This is a genomic window from Thalassotalea algicola (assembly GCF_012932965.1).
GTDB lineage: Bacteria > Pseudomonadota > Gammaproteobacteria > Enterobacterales > Alteromonadaceae > Thalassotalea_F > Thalassotalea_F algicola.
On record NZ_JABBXH010000003.1, the window covers coordinates 555,339 to 575,379 of the forward strand.

Sequence of the window (20,041 nt, forward strand, 5' to 3'; positions counted from 1 at the left end):
AAGGAAAAGTAAGTGAAGTTTTATAATTTAAAAGAAAATGACGAGCAAGTCAGCTTTGCTCAAGCGGTAAAGCAAGGGTTAGGAAAAAACCAGGGATTATTTTTTCCTGAAAGCATTGTAGCTTTAGATAATATCGATGAACTGCTCGCGATGCCGTTAGTAGAGCGAAGTGTGAATGTGTTAGCGCCATTTGTTGAAGGTGATTTATCTAAGTCTGAGTTGGCAGATATTGTCACTAATGCCTTTAACTTCCCCGCATTAATTCAGCCAATCAATGAGCAGCGTTCGGTTCTTGAATTATTTCATGGCCCAACGTTAGCGTTTAAGGATTTTGGCGCTCGATTTATGGCGCAATGCCTTCAACATTTTAGTAATGACAATAAAATCACGATATTAACGGCAACATCTGGCGATACTGGTGCCGCGGTAGCACACGCATTTTATGGTTTAGACAATATCCGAGTAGTGATTTTATATCCTAAAGGCAAAATCAGCCTATTGCAGGAAAAAATGTTTACCACATTGGGTGATAACATTGAAACTATCGCAATTGATGGCAGTTTTGATGATTGTCAGGCACTGGTTAAACAATCATTTGATGACAAAGCACTTGCTCAAGCTATTGGCCTCAACTCTGCTAATTCAATTAATATTAGCCGTTTATTAGCTCAGGTATGCTATTACTTTGAAGCAGTTGCCCAATTAAAACGTCAAAACCGTCAGCTTGAAGATATAGTCTTTGCTGTACCAAGTGGCAATTTTGGTAACTTAACGGCTGGTTTGTTTGCTAAAGCAATGGGTTTACCCATAAAACGCTTTGTCGCTGCGACCAACGTAAATGATACCGTACCGCGTTATTTAGCAACTGGTGAATGGGCGCCAAAAGAAACAATCGCAACTATTTCAAATGCGATGGATGTTAGTAATCCAAATAACTGGCCACGCGTAGAGCATATGATTAAATCTGGCATCGTAGATGACTGCGTAACTGGTGTTTCAATTGATGAAGAGCAAACGCAATCGACCATCATTCAGCTAAGCAAACTGGGCTATATCAGTGAACCGCATGCAGCGGTTGCTTATAAAGCATTAGGGCAGTGTGATGACGATGAGTTCGGAGTGTTTTTAGGTACAGCGCACCCAGCTAAGTTTAAAGATGTCGTAGAAAGTACATTAGGCCAACCTATTGCATTACCAAAAGAGTTAGCCGATTGTGCAGGAGAGCCAATATTATCAAGCGATATGTCGGCAGATTTTGAACAACTAAAAGCCTATTTACTTCAGTAAAACTAGCTAAAGTAAATAATCATTTCTGCCGCTTCACAGTGGCAGTCGTGACCGCATAAAATGCAATCGTAGCCGTTTAATGCGTCTTCTCGCCACTTATCTGGATGCGATTGCACTAGTTCTCCACCACATTTTGTGAAGTATTTTACAGCACTGTTGCCAGGACTTTGCTTCCATAGGTGGCTTACCCCCGCTTTAGCTCCTTGTTTTATAGCTGCGGTTATTGAACGTGTTAGTAACTCACTACCAATGCCATAACCTCGATAATTCTCATCAACGGTATTGCATTTGAAGTAGCAAACACTGCCTTGTGGCACTTGCCATTTATTGGGACTGCTCCATTTATCTATATCCCAATTACCAACAGCAAATGTGATACGAAAACCAACGAGTTTTTCCCCATCATAGGCGACAAAGCCTGAATTAATATTATTTTTTAAGCCTTTGTTGTACCAATTTAATATATTGGCATTGTCTAAATAACCATCGCCATGAACATGGTTGCCTAAGGCGATAATTTGTTCAAAGTCATCAGGGCTTAATTCTTTGTAGTTAATTTGTGACATAACGTATACGGGCAAAAAAAATAATGGCATAGTTTGCCACTGTTTTTTTCTAACCGCATCTTTTATACGAAAATATGTACGATCCTTTGCACGATAATATCCCAGGCATTAATGTATCTTATCCTCATAGTTATTGGGCAGACATCTCTGGTGACGCTCCAAAAAACGATGGTGAACTTCGTGGTCTACATGAAGCGGATGTTGTGATTATAGGAGCTGGTTTTACTGGCCTTTCTTGTGCTTATCACTTAGCAAAAGAGCACGGTATTAAAGCATTGGTTTTGGAAGCCAACCAAACTGCATGGGGATGTAGTGGCAGAAATGCTGGGTTTGTATTAAAAAGCTCGGGACGAAAGTCATTTACCGACATGGCAAAGCAATGGGGCGAAGAAGTCATGCGGGGTATATATGATGAGATGGCAGCTGGCGTTGATACGGTAAATGGGTTAATCGCGCAAGGTATCGATTGTGATGTTCAACCGGCTGGCTATTTAAAAGTTGCTCACAAGCCTAAAAAGTTAAACGATCTTATTGCATTAGCAGACATTCAAAAACAACAATTTGGTTATGAAGTTGAGGTACTTTCACAAGAAGAAGTACGTAGTCAGTACATGGATGATAAAAATGCTTACGGTGCGATTCGTTATCAAGATGGTTTTGGCTTAAACCCATTAAAACTAGCATGGGGTTATCAACTTTTAGCAAGAAAAGCGGGCGCAAAAATTTATACTGGTACGCCAGTCACTCATTGGACGCAAACTGAAAATAGTCAGGTTATAAAAACGCCAAGTGCTCAAATTATGGCAAAGAAAGTAGTGTTAGCAACTAATGGTTATACCCCTAAAGGATTTCATCCTTGGGTAAATAACCGATTTTTACCTGTACTTTCACAGATTATAGTGACTGAGCCGTTAACCGATGAACAAATTCAGGCGTGTAACTGGCAAACTAATAATGTTGTAATGGATACGCGGGCTTTAAAGTACTATTACCGAAAGTTACCGGATAATCGAATTTTATTTGGTGGGCGCGGCGCTATAACGGGTAAGGGGGCAGAAGATCCGTATTACGCAAAACGACTATTAAATGTGCTTAAAGAAAGCTTTCCTGCACTCCATACGATCAATTATCAGTATGCTTGGTCTGGTTGGATTTGTATGTCACTAGACGATATTCCGCATATTTTTCATAACAATGAACAAAACATATTTTATGCTATGGGATATTGCGGTGCCGGCCTTTCATTTTCAGCACAAGCCGGTAAACGGTTAGCTGAAAAAGTAGCAGAGAAAACAATGCCAGATTTACCGATTTTCAATCGCCACTTACCTAAGTTTCCCTTTGCACCATTAAGACGAGTAGGGCAATGGGGCTATTTTCAATACGGTAAGATGAAAGATAAATACTGCTAAGTTGATTGCTTTATAGGAATAAAAAAACCACGCATCAGCGTGGTTTTTTTATCTTTTAAATACCAACGCTTAATTTAAGGTTATGGTATTGGTAGACGGCGTGATATTGCCTGATGGTGCAGTAATTTCTATTGTAAGAAACCCTGATTCAGGATCGCCATCGATGGGATTTTTAATAAGAAATGACATGCTGTGTACTACATTTGGTGTACTTGGTGTTGTATCAAGTGCATTGATTGTATTGGCTACAGTAAAACTAGTAATTCCATCTAATTCCCCTACCGAAGAGGTAATACTAACTTGCGTATCTTGCGGCATTACTTGGAAAGCAGTATCCCAGAATTGAAGGGTCAACCCTAATACAGAGCCATCGTTTATACTCGGCAAGCTAGTTAATGAGTCGCCGGAAATATTACTATCGTATATTATGCCAGTGTTAGACGAATTTACTAATCGGTAAAGAGCGCTTGAACTCGCCATAACCATACGAAGTGCTTTACGAACATGTATAGCCTGACTACCTTGTGCAGCACATTTGTCGCCTTGACATTGTGGACCGTTAAATAATCCATCTTGGGCACTAAAGGCGTTGTCATTGTTATAATCTAAGAACGTTTCGCCACCATCAAATAGAGTGTTTTCATTATCATCACGCCATGCTTCGCTCATATCAACAAAGCCAGAAGGTTGCGCGACTTGGCGGCCAAAACCAGATGAAACGTCTTGATTAACAATCGCGCTGCCGTCGTTTTCATCAAACGTGTTATTACCATTTGTATCAAAGAAAGTCTCATGACCAAGTGCTGTCGCTAAAACGGTGATGCGGTGATCAGGTACTCTAGGTTCACTACTAGTCCAATTAACGGTACAAGCGCCATTTGTTGTCGTACAACTTGGCTCAATCATACCGCCCTCGGTAGTAAAGTTTACTGTTGTACCATCTGGTACTGGGTTATTAAAGTTATCAGCAAGCTGCGCGGTAATTGTTGCTTCCACACCGTTGATACTATTTGCTTCTGGATTGAAAATGCTGGTTGATATAGTTAAAGAGCTTTGTTCTGGTAAACCTGTATTAACCGATAATAAATCAGATTGAGTTTGTACATCGATTATTTCATCGCTAATCGTCATCGAAGCTTTTGCGGTTACTCGCACTGCTGTTGGTACTGTACCCGCCGTGACTTTGGTGGTCACCATGCCTTCGCTATTAGTTAAGCCCGAAGCTGGATTTAATGTTATGCCACCCACTTCAGTATCTAAAACAAAATCGACAGCTTGTTGTGCTAAGGCATTGCCTAATGCACTTTTTACTTGGAAAGTTAACGTCGATGTTTCTTGCTTACCTTGACCACCCGTACCTTTTAATACGATTGAGGTTGGCTCAGCAGAAATAAATTCTATGGATCCCAGCTCTTCACCTGAAATGCTAATAGTCTGTGAAGCTACGCTAGTAATCCCATTAATAGTGATAGCGGCGACAATTACGTCATCTGTACCTGAACTGCCAGCACAATCAATATCTTCAAAGGTGGCTTCAGCTGTACCACGGATGCTAAATACAGACTCATCGACTGTAGCATTGCCGCTTTGGACACAATTTGATGTAAAAGAGACTGGTGTCGGTGTGCTGATTAAATTACCTTGGCCATCGACTAAATCAACTGTTAAGCCTAATGTACCACCGGCACTAATCGTTGTGCTACCAACTAAAACCTCACCTTCGACGAAGCTACCGTCATTGCTAATGTGACCTATGCGTACACCGTCATCAATAATGACTGAATCTGCTGGGATGATTTCGTAATTAATTCGACTTGGTGCGACGTCACTTGCCTCGCCCAGAGATGCGATAATAACACCAGCACCTATTTGGTCGTTACTGCTCAGTGTTACTTTGGCTTGCCCGTTACTGTCAGTAAGAGCTGTTGATGTACTTAATGTACCTATGTCTGCGGTAAAGGTAACAATCTCACCTAAAACTGCTTGACCAATATTATTCTGTAATGTGGCAACTATTTGGGCTTGCTGATCTGATTTAAATTGACTTACGACTATTCCATCGAGCAACAACTGGCTTGCTAGCTTAGGAGGTTGTTCCCCCGATGTATGTGTATATTCGTAGTCTGCCGTAACTGTTAAGCTACCAAGCGTAGCTGTTGCTGTGCCAGCACCTGCAGCCAAGTCACTATTGCTAATGGTAACGATAGCCTGGCCATTATTATTGGTTAATTTAGACGAGACAGAAATATCGCCCATAGTAACTGTAAAGTTTACCGAGCGGCCAGCGATGGTTTGGTCATCACTATCAAATAGTGTTGCGACAAGGGTTATTTGTTGGTCGGCGGAAAAGCTTTGTTGAGCTTCGCCAGCGCTATTTTCAATTGTCAGAGTAATTGTTGAAGGTGTTTGGCTATCACCTGGCCCGCTAGTGTTTTCACCAGAGCTGCCATTACAGCCAACTAGTAGTCCAAGACATGCGACAAGTAGTGCTGTAAAGAGATTTTTCATTCGATTGACCTATTGAAAATTATTATTGTTGTGACTAAGGCAAGGATAAAATTCTCGTGGCTAAAAGTCCATGAATATCAATGCTGAATTGGTGAATAATCGATATTTTTTTAATTTACTTGGTTAATTGAAGTACCAAGAGAAAATTGCGTTATATTTTCGGCAATAATATTGAGTAATCGTTGCTGTGCTTGTTGGCTAGCCCAAGCGATATGCGCGGTTATTCTTAAATTACCTAGGCTCTTGGCAAGCAACGGATGGTCAGTTGTTGGTGGTTCTTGTTCGAGTACATCTAAAATGGCATAGCCAATTTGCTTCGATTTAAGAGCATTTAGTAAGTCATTACTATTTATTAATCCACCGCGAGCTGTGTTAATTAAAATTGAATTCTCTCTCATTGATGCGATGCTTTTTTGATTGATTATGTGTTTAGTTGTTGGTGTCAACGGGCAGTGTAGCGAGACAATATCTGATTGTTTAAGCATGTTTTCAAAACATACTCTTCCTTCTCTAATTAACTTAGCGTTAGGGTGTTCAGCAATAATGACATTCATTCCAAAAGCTTGAGCAATAGTGGCGACAGTCTGACCAATATGACCGTAACCTAAAATACCTATTGAGCGTCCATAAAGTTCATTTATTGCATTACCATGAACACAAAAACTTTTACTTACACTCCAAAGGCCCTGTTGAACGTTTTGGTTGTGGTGTTCAACATCTTGCAATAGGCTCAATAGCTGTGAAAATATGTACTGTGCAACTGCAGGCCCAGCGTAATTACTGACATTGGTGACGCTAATTCTGTTGGCTGTCGCGGCACTGATATCTATATTATTAATGCCTGTCGCTGCGACGCAAATAAGTTTCAATTGTGGTAATTGTTTTAGTATTGCTTCGTCCAATATAACTTTGTTAGTTATGATGATGTCAGCATTTATGCATCGTGTAATTATTTGTTCTGGCGACGTAAAGTCGTAGCAGATAAGTTCTGAAGTAGTCTTTTCGATAGCTGTAATATCTAAGCCTGAACTAAAAGTGGCGTAATCAAGGAATACGGCTCTCATTGAATTTAAATTGCTCACTAATAAAAGAATTTTGTTAAAGCTTATCGACAAAGGGAAAGGGACTCAAGTACGCTGGTTAACATATTTTTTACGATAGTTTGAATAGTTTTATTGCTTTTGAACTCGTATAGTATGTCAATCGGTTGGTAACAGCCCAGTTGCCAAACCTATAAAAACAAAATAAGAGAAATTCACAAATGAAATATAATCAATTATTCACAGCCATGCTGGTCTCTGGCATGTTATTGGGCTGTAACTCAGAAACTGAGTCAACAAGTGCAGTTCAAACCGCTGAACCAGTACAACAAACAGAAGCTGTTAGCGAAGTAACTACTGCTAAAGATCTATTGATGGCTGAGTGGACTGGTCCATATGAAGGTGTTCCTGCTTTCGATAAAGTTTCTTTAACTGGCTTAAAAGCAGCGTTAGAAGATGCTATGACAATGAATTTGGCCGAAATTGAAACTATTGCAAACAATGCCGACGCGCCAACATTTGAAAATACGATTGTTGAGATGGAAAAAGCGGGTAAAGAATTAAACCGTATTTTTACCTATTATGGTATTTGGAGTGCAAATCGCTCTTCGACTGAGTTTAGAGAGATCCAAGGTGAAATGGCACCTAAGCTTTCCGCCTTTTTCTCAAAAATTAATCAAAATGACAAATTATTCCAGCGTGTATCGTCGGTATACAACAGTGAAGAAGTTAAATCACTTCGTAAAGATCAGCAACGTTTAGTTTGGCTTGTTTACAACGGCTTTGCACGAAATGGTGCGACGCTTTCTGGTGAAAAGAAGGCGCGTTATGCGGAAATTAATCAGCGTTTAGCGCAGCTTCATACCAAGTTTGCTAATAATGTATTAGCAGATGAAGAAAACTACGTTTTGTATCTAGAGAAAAGCCAATTAGGTGGTTTGACTGATTCAATAGTAAATGCAGCAGCATCAGCGGCTAAAGAGCGTGGTAAAGAAGGTCAATACGCGTTTACCAACACACGTTCTTCAATGGATCCATTCTTAACTTACTCAACTGAGCGTGATTTACGTCAAAAGGTTTGGGAAACTTATTACAACCGTGGCGACAATGGTGACGAGTTTGATAACAATGAAATTATCAAAGAGATTTTAACGCTTCGTCACGAACGTATTGGTTTATTAGGTTATAAAAACTATGCATCATGGCGTTTAGAAGATCGTATGGCGAAAAAGCCTGAAAATGCGATTGCCCTAATGGAGAAAGTATGGCCTGCAGCGATTGCCCGTGTTGACCAAGAAGTAGCAGACATGATGGAAATTGCTAAACACGATGGCATCAAAGAATTCAAACCGTGGGATTATCGTCATTACGCAGAGAAAGTACGTATTGAAAAATACGCTTTAGACTCGAACGAAGTTAAACAGTATCTTCAGGTTGAAAAACTACAAGAAGCGATGTTTTATGTATCTGGTCGTTTATTTAACTACGACTTTACAGAGATCACAGATGGTTCAGTTCCTGTTTTCCATGAAGATGTACGCGTTTGGGATGTGAAAGATAAAACATCGGGCGAGCATATCGGTTTATTTTATTTAGATCCTTATGCACGTAAAGGTAAGCGCAGTGGTGCTTGGGCAACTACATATAGAAGTCATACAACGTTTGAAGGTAAGACAAACGTATTATCGTCAAATAACTCGAACTTTATCAAAGGTCAAGATGGCGAGCCAACATTGGTTTCTTGGGATGATGCGGAAACTTTTTTCCATGAGTTTGGTCATGCATTACATTTCTTATCGTCACAAGTTGAATACCCAACATTAAACGGCGGCGTACGCGATTACACCGAGTTCCAATCGCAATTATTAGAACGTTGGATAACTACTGATGAAGTGATCAACAAGTACTTAGTTCATTATAAAACTGGTGAACCTATGCCAAAAGAGCTTGTGGCTAAAATTAAACAAGCGGCAACGTTTAATGAAGGTTTCAAGACGACTGAGTACTTAGCATCAGCAATTATTGATATGAAGCTTCATACGATCGACCCTGAAGGTTTAGACCCGGATAAGTTCGAGCGCGAAGAATTAGGCAAACTAAATATGCCTTCTTCTATTGTTATGCGCCATCGCACACCTCACTTTGGTCATGTATTTAGCGGTGAAGGTTATTCTGCTGCATATTATGGTTACATGTGGGCTGAAGTATTAACCTCAGATGCATCAGAAGCGTTTGAAGAAGCACCAGGTGGTTATTACGATCCTGAAGTGGCAGCAAAACTTGTTGAGCATCTATTCAGTGTTCGAAATGCTGTAGATCCGGCAGAAGCTTACCGTGCATTCCGCGGCCGTGATGCAAATGTTGATGCGTTAATGCGCGATCGTGGCTTTCCGGTTACGAAATAGTCGACAGTAAATTATACGAAGCCCGCTTTGTGCGGGCTTTTTTAGCGCTAATATTTAGGAAAATCTAATGAAAGTTACTGATTCTGCTCGTTTGAGCTATCGTTTACTTGATGAACACGATGCTGATCTTTTTTATACGCTAGACAGAGATCCAGAAGTGATGCGGTTTATTAATGGCGGTAAGCCGCATACGCTTGAATATATTAAGAGCGAAGCAATTCCGCGCTTAATGGCTTATACCGATCAGGTAAAAGGGCATGGAATGTGGGGAGTTTTTATCAAAGAGAGCAATGAGTTTATCGGCTGGATTTTGGTACGCCCTATGAATTTTTTTAGCGATGTACCAGAGTTTGATAACTTAGAAATTGGTTGGCGTTTTATGCAAAACTCTTGGGGAAAAGGATTTGGTACAGAAGCAGCACAACAAGTCAAAGATGCCATTGTTGGACTTGGTGCAGTTAGTGCGATAAGTGCTATTGCAGTACCTGATAATAAAGGCTCGATTAATATAATGACTAAAATAGGCTTAACATTTATTAAGCAATACATTCATCATGATAAACAACTTGGCGAATTAGAAGCAGTTTATTATCAGCAGCAATTATAGTTGCTGCTGATATTGCTAATCGAACTCTGTCGGCAATATGACTTCATCTATTGCGTAGGTAATATTATCCATTTGCTTCATCAAAACAGCTTGCGCATCTGCCAAACCTTGGTTGTAAAAATGCGGACCTAGTTTTTCAACAATAAAATCGCAAAAAAATTCTGCATCAAACTCGCCAATTTCAATTGATAATTCGTCATTCAGGTAATCTGCTAATAAGCCTGTGAGGTAATTTTTTTGTTCTTTACTTAATGAGTTCATCGTTAGGTATGCGTTTCAATTTCGTTGTGGCGCTATAGTTAAGCGATCTACATCAAAAGTAAACCTTAGAATTTATATAACCATGATTTTTGTATGACTACTTTACTCAAACTTTTAGTTATAAGAAATGAAAAAACCTTGCTTAAAAGTTTTAATTATAAGTTAGAAATTTTAGTTATATACCTTTAGAATGACCGACTCTATTCACTGGATGACCAGAAATCACCGTTTTACCGTTGTAAGCTGGCATGCAATTAAAGAAGATATGTTAGAAGTCGATCTATGCTTTCACTTACCGATATACAACCGCAAAAAGATGAAATTTATCTAGACAATAATGCGACTACCCCTGTTTTGCCACAGGCAGCTCAAGCAGCAATGCACACTATGCAGTTATGTTACGGGAACCCAAGTAGCAGTCATATTACAGGTATTAAAGCGAAATATATTTTAGAGACTACTCGAGGCTTAGTCCGCAAAGTCATTGGCGCAAGTACAGGTGAAATCACCTTCACTAGCGGTGCTACGGAAGGTATTCAAACGGCGATAATTTCGGCATTACAAGCAGCTAAAGAACAAGGTATTAGCCAAGAGAAACCTTTGTTGTTGTATGGTGCAACTGAACATAAAGCAGTACCTGAGACATTAAAGCATTGGAATAGCATGTTAGATATTGGTGGTGATGTTGTTGCCATTCCAGTCGATGAAAATGGTATTTTAGATGTCGATTTTATTAAGCATAACTCGGCTGACGCAATCATTATTTGCACTATGGCAGCGAATAATGAAACAGGTGTTTTTCAGGATTTGCCGTTACTTGAAAAAACTATTCGAGAACAAAATGAGGCTGTACTTTGGATGGTCGACTGCGTTCAAGCATTAGGGAAAATTGACTTAAATATTGCAGAAACGACAATTGATTATGCGCCATTTAGTGGTCATAAACTTTATGCCCCGAAAGGTATTGGCGTGTTATATGTGCGTGAAGGTGCGCCATACACACCGTTCATTGCAGGTGGCGGACAAGAAAGTGGATTGCGTTCAGGAACCGAAAATTTACCCGGTATTGCTGCATTGCAAGCAGTGCTCGCGCTGCTAGATGATCCAAGTGACGATACTTTTAAGGACCATGACACATTACTTGCCTATCGAAAACAACTCGTCGATACGCTTACAGAGGTATTTCCAGATATTGTATTTAACCATGATTTGTCTTGTTCACTGCCAACAACACTAAATTTTTCAGTTCGAGGCCTATCTAGTAAAGACATTATGGACTTATTTGACGCGGCGCGTATCCGTGTAAGTTCTGGTTCCGCTTGCTCATCTAAAGTCACGGGTAGTTTTGTATTAGACGCCATGGGGAAAGAACGGTGGCAAAGTGAATCGGCGATACGTTTGTCGTTTGGCCCTGCGACTAAGCAATGTGAAATAGATCAAGCGTGCAAAGCAATTAAGCAGGCGGTAGAAGCGTTAAAACATAGCTGCTTAATTTTATCGGATACCGATGATAACAGTGAATTTGCTGTCGATGGTTTGCAGCAGTGGGTATACGATCAACAATGTACTTGGTGTTATGTAGATAAAGCGGCTAAAGAATGTGTGCTTATTGATGCTACGCCAGAGCTAGTAAACAAATTTGAGCGTTTAGTTCGATGCCAAGGCTATCAAGTAGTGGCAGTGCTTGAGTCCCATCATCATAGCCAGCAAGTGCTTAATACAGAAATGATCAGGGAGCTTATTACCGAACATATTCAAGCGGCTGAATTTGATGAGCTAGGTTGGCCTTTAAATGCAACACAAGTGAAGTTGGCAAACGGTGACTCGGTACCTGCGATTAAAGTAGGCAGTAAGGTTATTGCTCGACTGCCTCTAGCAGGTCATACAAAAAATAGTGTTGCATATTTATTGGGGACGGCTAGCAATGAGCGATTAGCGATAGAAAATATAGAATATGCTTTTACTGGCGATACTATTCAAATCGGTGGCTTAGGGCGCACAGATGGTGAAACCGCAGATTGCGATGATTTGTACCAGTCGATTAAGCGATTAGCGCAGGTGATTGCAGAAGACACGCTAATTTGCCCAAGCCATGATTACCAGACGTTGTTTAGCACAAGTATTGCTATGGAATGCAAAACTAATGCGCTTGTCGCTGGCGTCTTAGACGGAGAGCTTGACGTAGCTTCATTTAAATCACAAAAAGCTGATTTAGACAAACAATTGCCAGAGAGTGACTATCATAACTTTTGTGGCAGCGTAAATTTAAGTCAAAACAATATAGGCCACTTAGCGGCTAATCAATTGGCTGAATTCATGGAAAAACATCCAAATGCGACGCTCGTAGATGTTCGAGAACCCCACGAATTTGAAGCTTACCCTGATGCGTATGTTGCTGGAACAAAAATGGTTAATATTCCGCTTAGCCAAATTACGAACTTTGTTAACTTGCAGCGAGACAGCAAATCAGTTGAAGCATTTATTTGTATTTGCCGTAGTGGTAATCGTAGCGATGCAGCGGCAAAAACATTAAAACGGAACGGCTTTGTAAATGTTTATCATGTGCCAGGTGGTTTTGCTTTATTGGATTAGCAGATAAATTAGTTGGTATTTAGACTAACGAAGCTGAGAAACAACAGAAGCCGCATTATGCGGCTTTTTTCTTGCGCTAATTTCTTTATACTGACTAAAATTGGATAATTCAGTCACGTAAATGAAAGAAACCCTTAAGCGCTTATGGCATACCGATTGTAAGTTTTGTCGTAAATCTCGCTATGTTATTTTGTGGATTATACTGATGTTCTTGGCTGATTATTTATTCTTTAAGTTAGTTTTTTAGGAGGACGTATGGGATTAAAGTGGACCGATTCACTTGAAATTGCCTTAGATCTTATTGAGGAGCATCCGGATGTGGACCCTAAACAATTGCACTTTCCACAGTTAATGCAGTGGGTAATAGCACTTGAACGTTTTGACGATGACCCTAAACATTGTGGCGAGCGTATTTTAGAAGCAATTCAGTTGTGTTGGATGGATGAAGCCGATTAAAACAACCTGTTATAGCGTAACAAATTGTCAATCAATTCAATGGTCGGCTTTTTAAGCCTGCACTCTTCAACTATACTGACACGCAATTCTGCGATTTTGATTAAAAAATAATCGCTTAGCTCATATTTTTAATAGAAGCCACCAATGACAGAATCGAAAAAACGTCCATTATACATTCCTTATGCAGGCCCAAGTTTATTAGAGGCTCCGCTTTTAAATAAAGGAAGCGCGTTTAGTAAAGAAGAACGTGCTATGTTCAACTTAACTGGATTAATTCCACCGAGTTATGAAACGATTGAAGAGCAAGTGGATCGTTGTTACCACCAGTACAGCAGCTTCCGCACCAATTTAAATAAGCATATTTACTTAAGAAATATCCAAGATAAAAATGAAACCTTGTATTACCGCCTAGTACGAGAGCACTTGGAAGAAATGATGCCAATCATCTACACACCAACAGTAGGCGATGCATGTGAGCGTTTTTCTGATATTTACCGCAGTAATCGTGGTTTATTTATCGCTTATGATGAACGTGACCAGCTGGATGATATTTTACGTAATGCTACTAAAAACAAAGTCAAAGTGATTGTGGTAACTGATGGTGAACGTATTTTGGGCTTAGGTGACCAAGGTATTGGCGGTATGGGCATTCCAATTGGTAAGCTTGCCTTGTATACCGCTTGTGGAGGTATAAGTCCTGCTTATTGTTTACCTATTACTTTGGATGTCGGTACTAATAACGAGAAGCTGTTAAACGACCCTATGTATATGGGCTCACGCCATAAGCGAATTAGCCAAGAAGAATATAATGAATTTGTCGATATGTTCATTAAAGCAGTTAAACGTCGTTGGCCACATGTCATGCTGCAATTTGAAGACTTTGCTCAGCCAAATGCCATGCCATTGCTAAATAAGTACAAAGAAGAAATTTGTTGTTTTAATGACGATATTCAAGGTACTGCGTCAGTTACTGTTGGTACTTTATTGGCTGCTTGTCGCACTAAAGGGGAAAAACTTTCAGCGCAAAAAGTCGCTTTTGTTGGCGCAGGCTCTGCAGGTTGTGGTATTGCAGAGCAAATTATTACGCAAATGGTCAGCGAAGGTATATCGCCAGAACAAGCTCGTAGTCAAATATTTATGGTAGATCGCTTTGGTCTACTAACCGAAGGCATGGAAGGGTTAAGAGACTTCCAGGAAAAGCTACAACAGCATAATTCTGCTATTACTAGTTGGCCTGTCGAAGGTGATTACGCGAGCTTGCTTGAAGTAATGAACAATGCACAACCTGATATATTAATTGGTGTGTCTGGCCAAGCGGGGTTATTTACCGAAGAAGTGATCAAAGCAATGTACAGTCATTGCCAGCGTCCGATTATCTTTCCACTGAGTAATCCATCAAGGCAAGTTGAAGCAACGCCGGAGCAAGTGGTTACTTGGACTGAAGGCAATGCAATTGTGGCTACAGGTAGTCCATTCGAGCCTGTTGAATACCAAGGTGAGCTTTTCCATATTGCACAATGTAATAATAGTTATATCTTCCCAGGGCTTGGTCTAGGAGTCGTTTCAGCTAATATCAATCGTATTACTGATGAGATGCTAATGATTACCAGTGAAATGTTGGCAAAAGCGTCACCGATGGCTAATGGCGAGTCAAAAGAATTATTACCGCCAATTACTGAGATAGCTGAATTAAGTAAAAAAATCGCTTTTGCGGTAGCGAAAGTTGCATACGAGCAAGGCTTGGCATTGGAAATTCCAGATGATCAGTTAATGGCAAAAATTGAACGTAACTTTTGGACACCTGAATATCGTGAATATAAACGGATAAGTATCTAGTAACAGGATTTAATGAGAAAAACCAACGCCTGTTGGTTTTTCTCTACCTGGCAAAGAGACGACATCGAAATAATTATCGATTGAGCGAGCCAATCTTAGCGGCTAAACCGGCGTAACAACAATATCATTAGTCTTTTAGAGATTCTTAGTCTATAATCGCGCCAAAAATTTATACCCCAATTTATTTAATCGATATTTAAGAGGCTTAATCATGGCTATCGAACGTACTTTTTCAATCGTAAAACCAGACGCAGTTGCTAAAAATGTAATTGGTCAAATCTACAACCGTTTTGAGACTGCTGGTTTAACAATCATCGCTTCAAAAATGGTTCATTTATCTAAAGAACAAGCAGAAGGTTTCTACGCTGAGCACAGCGAGCGTCCTTTCTTCGGTGCTTTAGTTGAGTTCATGACTTCTGGTCCAGTTATGGTTCAAGTTTTAGAAGGCGAAGGCGCTGTTCTTAAAAACCGTGAAATCATGGGTGCTACTAACCCAGCAGAAGCTTTAGCTGGTACTTTACGTGCAGATTACGCTAACTCAATTGATGAGAATGCAGTACACGGTTCTGATGCTTTAGAATCAGCGGCTCGTGAAATTGCTTACTTCTTCACTGAAGACGAAATTTGTCCACGTACTCGCTAAGTCTAATTTAGCAAAAATTCGTGAAAAAGGTGTTGCCTCAGGCAACACCTTTTTTTTGTACTTAATTTGTTGCGATACAATCTACTTTTAGATGGCTGTGAATTTTGCTAGAATTCGCCGCCTTTTTATTTTCAGCTATCATTGATGGTTGTGGCTAAAAAGTGTACAATTCGCGCCCTTAAATTTTAGTTGTTTTGAGAAAGTATTTGCATGAGTGAAATGGTAGAAACAGTGAAACCAGACAATCAAAAGTCGATTCAAAAAGTTAATTTACTAAACTTAGATCATCAAGGTTTACGTGAATATCTTGGTTCTATTGGTGAAAAGCCATTTCGTGCAGATCAAATAATGAAGTGGATGTACCATTTTGGGTACGACGACTTCGAGCAAATGACTAACTTAAATAAGAAGTTACGTGAAAAGTTAGCCCGTAACTGCGAAATTGTTGCGCCTGAAATTTCAGAAAAACAAGTATCGAGTGACGGTACAATTAAATACGCATTAAAGTTAGAAAGTGGCCAAGAAGTAGAAACGGTATGGATCCCAGAAAATAACCGAGCTACCTTGTGTGTTTCATCGCAAGTAGGTTGTGCACTGGAATGTACCTTCTGCTCAACTGCTCAACAAGGCTTCAACCGAAACTTATCGATGGCTGAAATTATTGGCCAAGTTTGGCGTGTTGCTAATGATATCGGTGCAACTCGAATTGCGGGTACTCGTCCAATTACGAATATTGTAATGATGGGCATGGGTGAACCTTTACTAAATATGAAAAACCTTATCCCAGCGTTAGATACTATGCTTAACGATTTAGGTTATGGTTTATCCAAGCGCCGCGTTACGGTAAGTACTTCCGGTGTTGTTCCTGCACTTGATATGCTAAAAGAAAAAATTGATTGTGCGCTTGCTATTTCAGTTCATGCACCAAACAATCAACTACGCGATGAGCTAGTACCAATAAACAAAAAATATCCACTTGAAGACTTTTTGGCAGCCTCGCGTCGATATATCGACGGATCAAAGGCGCAAAAAGCCGTTACTGTTGAGTATGTGATGCTTGATCACGTTAACGACAGCACAGAGCAAGCCCATGAATTAGCGCATGCCCTTAAAGATACACCGAGTAAAATAAATTTAATTCCATTTAATCCTTACCCTGGATCTCCTTATAAGCGTTCAAGTAATTCTCGTATTGATCGCTTTGATAAAGTACTGCAATCCTACGGTTTCACTGTGATCAAGCGTCGAACACGTGGTGATGATATTGATGCCGCTTGTGGCCAATTAGCAGGCGACGTTTTAGACCGTACTAAGCGTACTGCTAGTATTGCAGCAAAAAAAGAGATGAAAACTGAAGAAATTTCAGTGAAAATGGTCTAATCGCGCAGCCACAATCTTTTATAATTACAAATAATTGGCTGGCTTTAATGATTGGCAGCCGGATGCTGCCTTAAATGTCACAATTACAACAATAAAGAAAAAAGCATACTTATGGTTAAAGCGTTTAAACTTCTTACAATTGCCGTTGTCCTGACTTCAGTGTCTGGGTGTGTGACGCAGAATTATGAAAATTCTAATACGCCAGTCGTACAAAATGACTCAAGTTCAACTGAAATCGCGATGACAAGAATTTCGCTCGGGTTAGGTTACTTAAAAATGGGTAACACGACACAGGCGAAATTAAACTTAGAAAAGGCCAAACGCTTTGCACCTAACCTTGTGCAAGTACACACAGCTTTTGCTCACTATTATGAAACGGTCGGAGAAGATAATTTAACGATTGCTTCCTATGAAAAAGCGTTATCATTAAAACCGGATGATGCCGATACGTTAAACAACTATGGTGTATTCTTGTGTCGCAAAGATCGCTTACCTGAAGCAGAAGTACAGTTTTTAAGAGCTATTGCCGTTCCCACATATTTACTCGTTTCGCAAAGTTACCAAAATTTAGCACAGTGTCAGTTAAAAGCCCCTAACTTTGAAAAAGCACAATTGTATTTAGAAAAAGCAGTTGATCATAACCCTTCTAGTGCTTCGAACTTATACCAGATGATGCGTTTGTTGTATGCACAAGGGCGTTACCAAGAAGCGTTGGCTTATAGTAAACGCTTCGAAAAGGCGACACGTCGCTTTAATCCTGACTCATTATCGTTGAGCTATAAAATTTACCAAAAGATGGGAAATCAACGCATTGCTAAAAATTATGGCGCAATGCTAGTGAAAATGTTCCCTGAATCTTGGCATGCAAAACAATACTTACTTAATGAGCTTGAAAAAATTGAAGCTGATGAGTTGGCCGAAAAGTATCAGTTACTCAAGCTTGGTGCCTATGACAAGCCTGAAAGCAAGCGTGTGGTTAAACTGACTCCTAGTGATAAGCCAGCTGTTTCGATTGCTCGTACTAAGAAGAAGCCAATAACTCCTCGCAGTGTTAATAAGAAAAAAGTGGTGCAGCTTTCTCCTCCTGATGAACAACTAGCTTCAAGACAAAAGAGTGCTGCAGGTAAGAAAACCGTTGTATTAAAGGCTCCTGATAACGCGAATAAAGAAGTATTAAATCATCAAGTAGCTTCAGTAGAAGCACAAGAGAACATAGAAACAGAGCAAGTAAAAGTAGAAGTTGCCAAACAAGCAGTAGCGCAAGAAAAAGCGCCAGAATTACTGAAGGTTGAACAGTCAGGCGCTCAAGAAGTCGTTCAAAAAACTGAAAGTGACCTTGTTCAAGTGCAAACTGAAGCTTTGAAGCCTCATAATCGCGAAGAAGATATTGTCGTTGACTCAGCAAGCGATAAGGCTGAAGAAATCGTTAGACAAGTAGCTAATCCCGATTCAACTACTGAGAGAGAGGCAGAGCAAGATTTAGTTCAAACTTCTGAGCCTGAAGATGCAGCCGATGCACTAGTTATTGAGTTAAGTGAGCAAGCTGCTGAGCAGAAGGCACACGAAGTTGCTTCAGTTGATATACCTGAAAATACTACTCAACAGCAACAACTGGTAACAGATTCTCTAGTAAGTTCAGTCAATGATTCTGAACTTAATGATCTTGAAAGTGTCACTACTACTGACGATATTATAGATACTGCCTCGGATGAAGTTGCTTCAATGGAAGAACAATCAGAGTTAATTGATCAGTCGACCAATAATGAGTTTGAAACAGATACAGCCGTAATTGATGCGGTAGAGAATATTGACGAATCAAACAATTTACCTGTAGAAGAAACTAACGAACAGGAAATTGTAAGTAATGGAGTTGTCACTGATGAAGTTATTACTGAGACCATGGTGTCTGAAACTCAATACCAGTCGCTTGAAGAGTTACCACAGCATGAAATTCAAAAAGGTGAAAACTTATTCACAGTTTCAAAAAAATATAATATCCATCTGCGAAGTCTGAAAAAGTGGAATAACCTAGACGAACGCGCATTGGTTAGGATTGGTGATATTATTTACTTAGCCGATCCAAGTATTGTAAATAGTGCACAAGAGCAATAGTTACTCATGAGTAAGAAGGTAAAAGAATTACCTGAAGATATTGAGGTGATAGGCCCAGGTCAAATGCTTGCCGAAGCAAGAGACGCGATGGGGCTTACGCAAAAAGAGGTTGCAGCAAAACTCAACTTTAGAGTGGCCTTAGTTGATGAAATTGAACATGAACTGTTTGATAAATCGCTACCTGATACCTTTAACCGCGGTTACCTTAAAAATTACGCAAAGCTTGTTGGTGTTAGTGAACAAGATGTGCTTGCTAGCTATGAAATGTTAGGTGTTGCTGCTAAGCAGCGAACCGAAATGCAAAGTTTTTCTAAAATTACAGAAAAGCAGGCGCAAAACAGCCGCTTAATGTGGATTACTTACCTTATTTTGGCAGCTTTAGTTGCTTCAAGTATTCTTTACTATTTACAAGATATTCCTAGTAAAGCTGCTACTAAAACAGTAGCGAATACTACTAATTCGAAAGCTAACACCGATGAAACAGCTCAGCCTACGGAAAAGGCGGAAGAATTACCTGAGCAATCTAATTATCAGCCTGAATCAACGTTAAATACTGTGAAGGGAAAAACTTCTGATAATGTTGATGATAAATTTATTAATCAGCCCGAAGAAGGTGATATCGCGCAGGCAATTGTGCCTGATAATAGTATTGAACCTGTACTTGAAATCATAACACCTGTTGAAAGCTCTGATATTACGGCAATCTTTTCTTTTGCAGGAGATTGCTGGGTCAATATTTACGACGGTAACGGGGAGCGTATTGCTTGGGGAATAAAAAAGGCTGGTTATGTTATGGAACTTAAAGGCGTTGCTCCGTTCAAAGTTACGGTAGGGAAGCCCGAGTTGGTCGCTATCGACTTTAATGGCGAGTCGATCGATATGTCAAAATTTAATGTGGGTAATATTGCAAAATTTACCTTACCTGAATCACCTTAG

General features: G+C 39.9%; 15 protein-coding genes. 11 read left to right on the plus strand and 4 right to left on the minus strand.

Features of this window, described 5'->3' with window-relative positions:
• The first annotated feature begins 12 nt into the window (after positions 1-12).
• Positions 13-1,287: a threonine synthase gene (gene thrC / locus HII17_RS11270; RefSeq protein ID WP_169075465.1), complete on the plus strand. Its 1,275-nt coding sequence runs from the start codon at positions 13-15 to the stop codon at positions 1,285-1,287.
• Between the two features lie 2 nt (positions 1,288-1,289).
• On the opposite strand, the gene HII17_RS11275 is transcribed toward thrC, so the two are convergent.
• Positions 1,290-1,883 carry a GNAT family N-acetyltransferase gene (locus tag HII17_RS11275; protein WP_235938711.1) on the minus strand — a complete coding sequence of 198 codons (594 nt, stop codon included), beginning with the start codon at positions 1,881-1,883 and terminating at the stop codon, positions 1,290-1,292.
• Positions 1,884-1,927: 44 nt separating this feature from the next.
• Between HII17_RS11275 and HII17_RS11280 the strand changes: the two genes are divergently transcribed.
• The gene (locus HII17_RS11280) at positions 1,928-3,265 is read left to right on the plus strand and encodes an NAD(P)/FAD-dependent oxidoreductase (RefSeq protein ID WP_169075466.1); all 1,338 of its coding nucleotides are present in this window, start codon (positions 1,928-1,930) and stop codon (positions 3,263-3,265) included.
• Between the two features lie 69 nt (positions 3,266-3,334).
• Here HII17_RS11280 and HII17_RS11285 read toward each other — a convergent pair whose 3' ends face one another.
• Both HII17_RS11285 and HII17_RS11290 read right to left on the minus strand, forming a co-directional pair.
• Positions 3,335-5,773, minus strand: coding sequence for an Ig-like domain-containing protein (locus HII17_RS11285; RefSeq protein ID WP_169075467.1), 2,439 nt, complete (start codon positions 5,771-5,773; stop codon positions 3,335-3,337).
• 110 nt (positions 5,774-5,883) lie between these two features.
• Entirely contained in the window at positions 5,884-6,837 is a 954-nt protein-coding gene (locus tag HII17_RS11290; protein WP_169075468.1) for a D-2-hydroxyacid dehydrogenase, read from the minus strand.
• A gap of 197 nt (positions 6,838-7,034) precedes the next feature.
• Here HII17_RS11290 and HII17_RS11295 point away from each other — a divergent pair, with 197 nt between their 5' ends.
• Positions 7,035-9,218, plus strand: coding sequence for a M3 family metallopeptidase (locus HII17_RS11295; RefSeq protein ID WP_169075469.1), 2,184 nt, complete (start codon positions 7,035-7,037; stop codon positions 9,216-9,218).
• Positions 9,219-9,285: 67 nt separating this feature from the next.
• Positions 9,286-9,825: a GNAT family N-acetyltransferase gene (locus HII17_RS11300; RefSeq protein WP_169075470.1), complete on the plus strand. Its 540-nt coding sequence runs from the start codon at positions 9,286-9,288 to the stop codon at positions 9,823-9,825.
• A 15-nt stretch (positions 9,826-9,840) separates the two neighbouring features.
• Here HII17_RS11300 and HII17_RS11305 read toward each other — a convergent pair whose 3' ends face one another.
• On the minus strand, positions 9,841-10,086 hold the full coding sequence (locus HII17_RS11305; RefSeq protein ID WP_169075471.1) for a DUF2164 domain-containing protein: 246 nt from the start codon (positions 10,084-10,086) through the stop codon (positions 9,841-9,843).
• 282 nt (positions 10,087-10,368) lie between these two features.
• Between HII17_RS11305 and HII17_RS11310 the strand changes: the two genes are divergently transcribed.
• The 7 genes from HII17_RS11310 to HII17_RS11340 all read left to right on the plus strand — a co-directional run bounded on the left by HII17_RS11310 (position 10,369) and on the right by HII17_RS11340 (position 20,041).
• Entirely contained in the window at positions 10,369-12,678 is a 2,310-nt protein-coding gene (locus HII17_RS11310; RefSeq protein ID WP_169075472.1) for an aminotransferase class V-fold PLP-dependent enzyme, read from the plus strand.
• Between the two features lie 255 nt (positions 12,679-12,933).
• Positions 12,934-13,134, plus strand: a complete 201-nt coding sequence (gene iscX / locus HII17_RS11315; protein WP_169075473.1) for a Fe-S cluster assembly protein IscX — start codon at positions 12,934-12,936, stop codon at positions 13,132-13,134.
• A gap of 144 nt (positions 13,135-13,278) precedes the next feature.
• Entirely contained in the window at positions 13,279-14,970 is a 1,692-nt protein-coding gene (locus HII17_RS11320; RefSeq protein WP_169075474.1) for an NAD-dependent malic enzyme, read from the plus strand.
• A gap of 211 nt (positions 14,971-15,181) precedes the next feature.
• The gene (gene ndk / locus HII17_RS11325; RefSeq protein ID WP_169075475.1) at positions 15,182-15,613 is read left to right on the plus strand and encodes a nucleoside-diphosphate kinase; all 432 of its coding nucleotides are present in this window, start codon (positions 15,182-15,184) and stop codon (positions 15,611-15,613) included.
• Between the two features lie 210 nt (positions 15,614-15,823).
• A complete protein-coding gene (locus HII17_RS11330) occupies positions 15,824-16,993 on the plus strand; it encodes a bifunctional tRNA (adenosine(37)-C2)-methyltransferase TrmG/ribosomal RNA large subunit methyltransferase RlmN (protein WP_169075476.1) in 1,170 nt (389 codons plus the stop codon).
• A gap of 111 nt (positions 16,994-17,104) precedes the next feature.
• Positions 17,105-19,105: a type IV pilus biogenesis/stability protein PilW gene (gene pilW, locus HII17_RS11335; RefSeq protein WP_169075477.1), complete on the plus strand. Its 2,001-nt coding sequence runs from the start codon at positions 17,105-17,107 to the stop codon at positions 19,103-19,105.
• A 6-nt stretch (positions 19,106-19,111) separates the two neighbouring features.
• On the plus strand, positions 19,112-20,041 hold the full coding sequence (locus tag HII17_RS11340) for a RodZ domain-containing protein (RefSeq protein ID WP_169075478.1): 930 nt from the start codon (positions 19,112-19,114) through the stop codon (positions 20,039-20,041).

What these genes read in the sequence shown, in the direction of transcription:
- HII17_RS11275 (WP_235938711.1), bottom strand. Translation starts at nt 1,883, where the DNA reads ATGCCATTATTTTTTTTGCCCGTATACGTTATGTCACAAATTAACTAC.
- HII17_RS11280 (WP_169075466.1), top strand. Translation starts at nt 1,928, where the DNA reads ATGTACGATCCTTTGCACGATAATATCCCAGGCATTAATGTATCTTAT.
- HII17_RS11285 (WP_169075467.1), bottom strand. Translation starts at nt 5,773, where the DNA reads ATGAAAAATCTCTTTACAGCACTACTTGTCGCATGTCTTGGACTACTA.
- HII17_RS11290 (WP_169075468.1), bottom strand. Translation starts at nt 6,837, where the DNA reads ATGAGAGCCGTATTCCTTGATTACGCCACTTTTAGTTCAGGCTTAGAT.
- HII17_RS11295 (WP_169075469.1), top strand. Translation starts at nt 7,035, where the DNA reads ATGAAATATAATCAATTATTCACAGCCATGCTGGTCTCTGGCATGTTA.
- HII17_RS11300 (WP_169075470.1), top strand. Translation starts at nt 9,286, where the DNA reads ATGAAAGTTACTGATTCTGCTCGTTTGAGCTATCGTTTACTTGATGAA.
- HII17_RS11305 (WP_169075471.1), bottom strand. Translation starts at nt 10,086, where the DNA reads ATGAACTCATTAAGTAAAGAACAAAAAAATTACCTCACAGGCTTATTA.
- HII17_RS11310 (WP_169075472.1), top strand. Translation starts at nt 10,369, where the DNA reads ATGCTTTCACTTACCGATATACAACCGCAAAAAGATGAAATTTATCTA.
- iscX (WP_169075473.1), top strand. Translation starts at nt 12,934, where the DNA reads ATGGGATTAAAGTGGACCGATTCACTTGAAATTGCCTTAGATCTTATT.
- HII17_RS11320 (WP_169075474.1), top strand. Translation starts at nt 13,279, where the DNA reads ATGACAGAATCGAAAAAACGTCCATTATACATTCCTTATGCAGGCCCA.
- ndk (WP_169075475.1), top strand. Translation starts at nt 15,182, where the DNA reads ATGGCTATCGAACGTACTTTTTCAATCGTAAAACCAGACGCAGTTGCT.
- HII17_RS11330 (WP_169075476.1), top strand. Translation starts at nt 15,824, where the DNA reads ATGAGTGAAATGGTAGAAACAGTGAAACCAGACAATCAAAAGTCGATT.
- pilW (WP_169075477.1), top strand. Translation starts at nt 17,105, where the DNA reads ATGGTTAAAGCGTTTAAACTTCTTACAATTGCCGTTGTCCTGACTTCA.
- HII17_RS11340 (WP_169075478.1), top strand. Translation starts at nt 19,112, where the DNA reads ATGAGTAAGAAGGTAAAAGAATTACCTGAAGATATTGAGGTGATAGGC.